General features: G+C 68.2%; 4 protein-coding genes and 1 pseudogene. 4 read left to right on the top strand and 1 reads right to left on the bottom strand.

What is annotated here, in order from left to right:
* Window positions 1-20: 20 nt before the first annotated feature.
* Window positions 21-1,076 (bottom strand): LacI family DNA-binding transcriptional regulator, encoded by a 1,056-nt coding sequence (locus STRTUCAR8_RS05390; RefSeq protein WP_006374437.1) that lies wholly within the window; start codon window positions 1,074-1,076, stop codon window positions 21-23.
* A gap of 418 nt (window positions 1,077-1,494) precedes the next feature.
* Between STRTUCAR8_RS05390 and STRTUCAR8_RS05385 the strand changes: the two are divergent.
* The 4 genes and pseudogenes from STRTUCAR8_RS05385 to STRTUCAR8_RS05370 all read left to right on the top strand — a co-directional run bounded on the left by STRTUCAR8_RS05385 (window position 1,495) and on the right by STRTUCAR8_RS05370 (window position 6,338).
* Window positions 1,495-2,827 (top strand): annotated as a pseudogene (locus STRTUCAR8_RS05385) (ABC transporter substrate-binding protein).
* Complete coding sequence (locus tag STRTUCAR8_RS05380; protein ID WP_044471665.1) at window positions 2,824-3,843, top strand: carbohydrate ABC transporter permease; 1,020 nt, start codon at window positions 2,824-2,826, stop codon at window positions 3,841-3,843. Before STRTUCAR8_RS05385 ends, STRTUCAR8_RS05380 begins: the two are co-directional and overlap by 4 nt.
* Complete coding sequence (locus STRTUCAR8_RS05375) at window positions 3,840-4,754, top strand: carbohydrate ABC transporter permease (RefSeq protein WP_006374438.1); 915 nt, start codon at window positions 3,840-3,842, stop codon at window positions 4,752-4,754. The genes STRTUCAR8_RS05380 and STRTUCAR8_RS05375 overlap by 4 nt, the downstream gene beginning before the upstream one ends.
* A 156-nt stretch (window positions 4,755-4,910) precedes the next feature.
* Complete coding sequence (locus STRTUCAR8_RS05370; protein ID WP_044471664.1) at window positions 4,911-6,338, top strand: GH1 family beta-glucosidase; 1,428 nt, start codon at window positions 4,911-4,913, stop codon at window positions 6,336-6,338.
* The last annotated feature ends 29 nt before the right edge of the window (window positions 6,339-6,367 follow it).

Raw genomic sequence — 6,367 nt, 5'->3', positions numbered from 1 at the left:
CCCCCCGGGGAACATCACGCTCAGGACGACGTACGAGTCATCAGTTCCGTGGGAAGCACCACCTGGCGGCGTTCCAGTACCCGCGATGCCGTCGGGCGGCGGTCCGCGACCTCCTCCAGGAGGAGGTCGATCATGGCCCGGCCCATCTCCACGATCGGCTGGCGGACGCTGGTCAGGGGCGGGTCCATGTGACGGGCGATGGCCGAGTCGTCGTAGCCGACGAGGGCCACGTCGTCCGGGATGCGGCGGCCCTGTTCGCGCAGAACCTGGCGGGCGCCCGCCGCCGTCACGTCGGAGCCGGCGAAGACCGCGTCCAGGTCGGGGCAGCGGGACAGGAGACGGGTCATCGCCCTGCGGCCGCCCTCCTCGGTGAAGTCGCCCGGTTCGATCAGGTCCTCGTCCACCTCGTGGCCCGCCGCCTCCAGGGCTTCGCGGTAGCCGTCGACGCGGCGCTGGGCGCCGTACACGTCCAGCCGGCCCGTGATGTGGGCGACCTTGCGACAACCCCGGGAGAGCAGGTGTTCGACTGCCTGTCGGCCGCCTCCGTAGTTGTCGGAGTCCACCGAGGTGAGGGTTTCCGCCGCCGACCTCGGGCCGCTGATCACCGCCGGGATCTCCAGCTGGGCCAGCAGATCGGGGAGCGGGTCGTCCGCGTGGGTCGAGACCAGGAGGACGCCGTCGACCCGGTGGGCGGCCAGGTACTGGGCGAGGCGCTGACGCTCACGGTCGCTGCCCGCGAAGATCAGCAGGAGCTGCATCTCCGTGTCCGAGATCGCCGCCCCCACACCGCGCAGCATGTCCGAGAAGTACGGTTCCGCGAAGAAGCGGGTCTCCGGCTCGGGGACGACGAGCGCGATCGCGTCCGTGCGGTTCGCCGCGAGGGCGCGGGCCGCGGTGTTCGGGACGTAGCCGAGTTCCGCGACCGCCGCCTCGACCGCCGCCCGGGTCACGTCACTGACCCTGGGTGAGCCGTTGATCACCCGGGAGACCGTGCCGCGGCCCACTCCGGCGCGCGCGGCGACCTCTTCGAGGGTCGGCCGCCCGCCACTCCGGCCCCGTACTCCGTGGCCCACCATGGTCCGTCTCCCGTCACCCGCTCTGGTCTGCTCTGGAATCTAACAGCACGCTTTGCGAACCGAAGTCCGGCAACAGGCCCAGCGGGACCTGGTGACTTCCCTTCCGCGGTCCGCCGGGAATCCCCGGGCGCCCGGGGACGTCCTTCCGGGGTCCGCAACCGGCCTTCCGAAGCCTTGCATTCCGCTTTCAGGAGCTTTAGTTAACAGCCCGATAACCGAAGACACATCGCCGCGTCTCCACCCTTGACACCCCCGCCCAGACCGACGACTCTTCAACACATCACCTGTGGGAGCGCTCCCACGGTACCTGACACATACACATCCCGCACGTTCCCCGCCCGAGCCGCCGCATCAGAACTAACGGGCCCAACAACGCAGTTGGCCGGGGGGTCGGCACGTCAGGCAACAGGAGGACGCAATGCGCACGAGTACCCGCAGGTCCCGCAGACTGATGACCCTCGCGGTCGTCGCCACACTGACGACGGGGCTGCTGGCCGGCTGCGCCGACGACTCGGGCGACGGCTCGGACGACAGCTCGCCGAACAGCGGTGGCGGCGGTGGCGGCGGCAAGACCGAGCTGACCATCGGCACCTTCGGTGTCTTCGGTTACAAGCAGGCCGGTCTCTACGACGAGTACATGAAACTGCACCCGGACGTCAGCATCAAGGAGAACGTCACCACCAAGACGGACGTCTACTGGCCCAAGACGCTCACCCGTCTGCAGGCCGGTTCCGGTGTCGACGACATCCAGGCGATAGAGATCGGCAACATCGCCGAGGCAGTGCAGACACAGGCGGACAAGTTCGTCGACCTCGGCAAGGAGGTCGACAAGTCCCAGTGGCTGGACTGGAAGAACGCGCAGGCCACCACCAAGGACGGCAAGCAGATCGGGCTCGGCACCGACATCGGCCCGATGGCGATCTGCTACCGCAAGGACCTGTTCAAGAAGGCCGGCCTGGAGACGGACCGGACCAAGCTCGCCGCACAGTGGGCGGGCGACTGGTCGAAGTTCGTCGGCGTCGGCAAGGACTACATGAAGAAGGCGCCGAGCGGCACCAAGTTCGTGGACTCCGCCTCCTCGGTCTACAACGCCGTGCTGGGTGGCGAGAGCGAGCGGTACTACGACAAGGACGGCAACGCCATCTGGGACAAGTCGACGGGTGTCAAGACCGCCTGGAACGCCGCGATGGAGGTGGCGACCAGCAACATGTCGGCGAAGCTGAAGCAGTTCGAGGACCCGTGGGTCAAGGCCTTCTCCAACGCGACCTTCGCGACGGTGGCCTGCCCCGCCTGGATGATCGGCTACATCCAGGAGAAGTCCGGTGAGTCCGGCAAGGGCAACTGGGACGTGGCGGCGGCGCCGACCGCGGCCAACTGGGGCGGCGCGTTCGTCGGCGTACCGACGGCCGGCAAGCACCAGAAGGAGGCCATCGAGCTCGCCAAGTGGCTGACGGCCCCCGAGCAGCAGGCGAAGGTCTTCGCCAAGCAGGCGAGCTTCCCGTCGGCCCCGTCGGCGTACGCGACCCTGAAGCCGCAGGCCGCCACCGTCGAGTACTTCTCGAACGCTCCGATCACCGAGATCTACGCGGCGTCGGCCAAGACCATCCCGGTCCAGTACTTCGGCGTCAAGGACCAGCCGATCGGCACCGCCATCGCGGACATCGGCATCCTTCAGTCGAGCAGAAGGGCAAGAGCCCTGAGCAGGATGGGACGCGGCCACGAACGAGATCAAGGACGTGCTCGGCCAGTGACCAGCTCCAAGCAGGCTCTCGCGCATCCCGCGCCGAGTGCCGAGACCGCGCCCGGCGACCAGCCGGGCGCGGTCCGGGGCGCTCAAGGTCGCGGTAAGCCGCCTACGGGCCCGGGCTCGTGGCGCAGTCGGCTGTACCGCTGGGACATGAAGGCGTCGCCGTACGCGTTCATCACCCCCTTCTTCCTCGTCTTCGGGGCCTTCGGACTGGTCCCGCTCCTCTACACGGGCTGGTACTCGCTGCACAACGTGCAGCTGTCCTCGCTGGACCACCAGACCTGGGTGGGCCTGGAGAACTACAAGAACCTGTGGGCCTCGGACTTCTTCTGGAACGCCCTGAAGAACACCTTCACCATCGGTCTGATCTCGACCGTGCCGCAGTTGCTCCTGGCGCTCGGCATCGCGCACCTGCTCAACTACAAACTGCGCGGCTCGACCCTGTGGCGGGTCGTGATGCTCACCCCGTACGCCACCTCGGTGGCGGCGGCGACGCTGGTCTTCACGCTGCTGTACACGTGGGACGGCGGCATGATCAACTGGCTGCTGCACTTCGTCGGGGTCGACGCGATCAACTGGCGCGAGTCCGACTGGGGCGGGCAGTTCGCCGTCTCCAGCATCGTGATCTGGCGATGGACCGGCTACAACGCGCTGATCTACCTCGCGGCGATGCAGGCGATCCCCACCGACCTGTACGAGTCGGCGTCCCTCGACGGCGCGAACCGCTTTCAGCAGTTCCGTCATGTCACGATCCCGATGCTCCGGCCGACGATCCTCTTCACCGTGGTCGTGTCCACCATCGGCGCGACCCAACTCTTCGGTGAGCCACTGCTGTTCGGCGGGTCCAAGGGCGGCTCCGAGCACCAGTACCAGACGCTCGGTCTGTACATGTACGACCAGGGTTGGATCATCGGCAACCTCGGCAAGGCATCCGCGATCGCGTGGTCGATGTTCCTGATCCTGCTGATCGTCGGGGCGGTCAACATGCTGGTCAACCGACGTCTGAGGAAATCCCAATGACCACAAGTGATCTGACGTTGCCTCAGGCGGACACGGAGCCGAAGCCGAAGGAAGACAAGGGCTCCGGGCGCCGCCGGATCATCGGCGCGGGCAAGCAGCTGCACGCGGGCCCGGTCACCTACGTCGTCCTGGTGGTCCTCTCGCTGGTCTCGCTGGCCCCGCTGCTGTGGACGGCGATCGCGGCCTCCCGCGACAACACCCGGCTCGCCCAGACGCCGCCGCCGCTGTGGTTCGGCTCGAACCTGTTCAAGAACATGCAGATCGCGTGGGACGAGGTGGGACTCGGCACGGCGATGCTCAACAGCACGCTCGTCGCCGGCACCATCACGGTCAGTACGGTGCTGTTCTCGACGCTGGCGGGATTCGCCTTCGCCAAGCTGCGGTTCAGGTTCTCCGGCGCGCTGCTGCTCCTGACCATCGGCACGATGATGATCCCGCCGCAGCTCGCCGTCGTGCCGCTGTACCTGTGGATGGCCGACCTCGGCTGGTCCAACCAGTTGCAGGCCGTGATCCTGCCGACGCTGGTCACCGCCTTCGGTACGTTCTTCATGCGGCAGTACCTGGTGCAGGCGCTGCCCTCCGAACTGATCGAGGCAGCGCGGGTGGACGGCGCGAACAGCCTGCGCGTGGTGTGGCACGTGGTCTTCCCGGCGGCGCGGCCCGCGATGGCCGTGCTCGGCCTGCTGACCTTCGTGTTCGCCTGGAACGACTTCCTGTGGCCGATCATCGCGCTCAACCAGCAGAACCCGACCGTGCAGGTCGCACTGAACGCGCTCGGCACCGGCTATGTCCCCGACCAGGCAGTGATCATGGCGGGCGCGCTGCTGGGCACGCTGCCGCTGCTCATCGCCTTCCTCCTGTTCGGCAAGCAGATCGTCGGCGGCATCATGAACGGCGCGATCAAGGGCTGACCTGTACAGGACCTTCGTACGGGACTGTCGTCAGGGACTTTTCGTACGGGAACTCTCGGGGGCCGGGTCACCGCCGCCTCGGCCCCCTCGCACTCTCCCCCCACTTCCCTCATCTCCTACCCGTCGGTCTCCACGACTTCCTATGGGAGCGCTTCCATGCCTGAATCCGTTACCCCTGTGACCTTTCCTCCCGCCTTCCTCTGGGGCGCCGCGACTTCCGCGTACCAGATAGAGGGGGCGGTGCGGGAGGACGGCCGCACCCCCTCGATCTGGGACACGTTCAGCCATACGCCCGGCAAGACGGCCGGTGGTGAGCACGGTGACATCGCTGTCGACCACTACCACCGTTACCGCGACGACGTGCAGATGATGGCCGACCTGGGCCTGACCGCGTACCGCTTCTCCGTCTCCTGGTCGCGGGTGCAGCCGACGGGCCGGGGGCCTGCGGTCCAGCGCGGGCTGGACTTCTACCGACGCCTCGTCGACGAACTGCTCGAACACGACATCAAGCCGGCGGTCACCCTCTACCACTGGGACCTCCCGCAGGAGCTGGAGGACGCGGGCGGCTGGCCGGAGCGGGAGACCGCGCTGCGTTTCGCCGAGTACGCCCACATCATGGGCGAGGCCCTGGGTGACCGCGTCGAGCAGTGGATCACGCTCAACGAGCCCTGGTGCAGCGCGTTCCTGGGCTACGCCTCGGGTGTGCACGCGCCGGGCCGTACCGAGCCGCTGGCCTCACTCCGGGCGGCGCATCACCTCAACCTGGCGCACGGGCTGGGCGCTTCGGCCCTGCGGGCGGCGATGCCGGCCCGCAACACGGTCGCGGTGAGCCTCAACTCCTCGGTGGTCAGGCCGCTTTCGCAGACACCGGAGGACCTGGCCGCGGTCCGGAAGATCGACGACCTGGCCAACGGTGTCTTCCACGGCCCGATGCTGCACGGCGCCTACCCGGAGACCCTGTTCGCCGCCACGTCGTCGATCACGGACTGGTCGTACGTCCTCGACGGCGACCTCGCGCTGATCAACCAGCCGCTGGACGCGCTGGGCCTCAACTACTACACGCCGACGCTGGTCTCGGCGGCCGAGGAGAAGCCGAGCGGCCCGCGCGCCGACGGTCACGGGGCGAGCGAGTTCTCGCCGTGGCCGGGGGCGGACGAGGTCCTCTTCCACCAGTCGCCGGGCGAGCGCACGGAGATGGGCTGGTCGATCGACCCGACGGGCCTGCACGACCTGATCATGCGGTACACGAAGGAGGCTCCGGGGCTGCCGATCTACGTCACGGAGAACGGCGCCGCCTACGACGACAAGCCCGAGTCCGACGGCCGCGTCCACGACCCCGAGCGGATCGCCTACCTGCACGGCCATCTGCGGGCGGTCCGGCGCGCGATCGCCGAGGGCGCGGACGTCAGGGGCTACTACCTGTGGTCCCTGATGGACAACTTCGAGTGGGCCTACGGCTACGGCAAGCGATTCGGCGCGGTGTACGTCGACTACGCGACCCTGGCCCGCACCCCGAAGTCGAGCGCCCTCTGGTACGGCCGCGCGGCCCGCAGCGGGAGCCTGCCGGCGGTCAACTCGGAGTGAGTGGTCCCTCCGGGGGTTCGGGGAGTCGG

The organism is Streptomyces turgidiscabies Car8 (genome assembly GCF_000331005.1).
GTDB classification, from domain to species: Bacteria; Actinomycetota; Actinomycetes; order Streptomycetales; family Streptomycetaceae; genus Streptomyces; species Streptomyces turgidiscabies.
Note: the sequence above shows the minus strand (reverse complement) of the source record. Positions and strands in the feature narration are given on the sequence as shown.